Here is a 1,524-nt window from a genome sequence, read left to right on the forward strand (position 1 = left end):
ATTGTTTGCTGCGGAAATGACAATGTCGAAAATATCGGATACAGCTCCCCCGTTTCCGTCATCGGCAGTTACTTCGACCGAAAGTGTTCCTACATTCTCAGCCAGAGGAGTTCCTGAGAAAGTCCTTGTCAAAGGATCAAAGACTAGCCATGCGGGTAAATCTCCGCCGCCTACGAGCAGTGCAGAGAAGCTTAATCCGTCTCCGTCAAGGTCCTGAAAAACATCATTTGGAAATTCGAAGCTGAAAAGGATATTTTCAGGAGCCGCCTGATCGACGATAGGGTTGATGACCGTCGGGATATTGTTTGCTGCGGAAATGACAATGTCGAAAATATCGGATACAGACCCCCCGTTTCCGTCATCGGCAGTTACTTCGACCGAAAGTGTTCCTACATTCTCTGCCAGAGGAGTTCCTGAGAAAGTCCTTGTCAAAGGATCAAAATTCAGCCATAAAGGCAAATCTTGCTCACCGGCAAGCTTTGCAGAGTAGGTTAATCCGTCACCGTCAAGGTCTTGAAAAGTGTTTGCATCAAAAATAAAATTGATAGGTGAATCAACCAAAACCGATTGGTTAGGAATGGGTTGAATAAGGGAAGGAGGTTGATTTAGTAGAGTAAAACTATTTATTTCTAAGTTAATTGGTATTGCCTGCAACCTTACAGAAAATATAACTGTAAATAATAAAATTTGAAGAATTAGATATAATTTTCCGGCATTTTTTGAAAAAGTTTTCATATGATTTCCCTGGAGTTTAGAAGGTTTTTTCTGTCACCTAAATTCAAAATATATCTTGATAAAAAAAATATAACTATCTATATTTTTTTCAAAAATCACCAATAATATGTTTTTTGAACCTTTAAAAATGTATTTTTATTCAAATCTTGTTCAATAATCAAATATATATTTTGCTCTGAATGTTATAAAGGTTTTTTGGTTGTTGGAATAAAAATTCTTGATTAAAGATAATTAATCATTTAATTTATTTTATTTATTTTTTTTATCAACCTCCCAAAAAGGGATTACCAAAGATTTTGGAAAATATGAACTGAAATTTTTTAACCCATAGGAACCTTTTTCCTCCTTATCGGATCAATTATTAATTAAATAAAAAGTAATTGAACAGTTTAAGACAAGCCCTATTAAGCAAAAAAAAACGAGGGATAAATTCCCTCGTTTTTTAATCTATGGTTTCATTTTTTTATTTCTTCAGGAACTTGAAGACCTGTTGGCCACCGTTTGTATTGACGAGTAGGACGTGTGTACCGGGTTTTAGCCTCAGTTCGGAAATATCCAAGACCAAAGTTCCGTTTTCGGATTCAAATTCCTGATCCAACAAGAGGATTCCTTTCATGTCGAATATACTTACCTGTACCTTTTCTTCCTGCAGATTTGAAAGTTCAAGGTTGATCAGATCCGATACAGGATTAGGGAACATCCTTGTTACTCCCGGCCTTTCCCTTTCTTGGGCATCTTTTTCCGTTACTGAAGAATTTTCTTCTGAGCCGCCGGATGGATTTTGGTCTT

General features: G+C 36.5%; 2 protein-coding genes. Both read right to left on the bottom strand.

What is annotated here, in order from left to right; translation table 11 throughout:
- On the bottom strand, window positions 1-735 hold a 735-nt coding region (locus NK987_RS21285), incomplete at its 3' end, for a putative Ig domain-containing protein (protein WP_259265494.1).
- Window positions 736-1,198: 463 nt separating this feature from the next.
- On the bottom strand, window positions 1,199-1,524 hold a 326-nt coding region (locus NK987_RS21290; RefSeq protein WP_259265495.1), incomplete at its 5' end, for a T9SS type A sorting domain-containing protein.

It is taken from the genome of Aquiflexum gelatinilyticum (assembly GCF_024813435.1).
Lineage (GTDB): Bacteria > Bacteroidota > Bacteroidia > Cytophagales > Cyclobacteriaceae > Cognataquiflexum > Cognataquiflexum gelatinilyticum.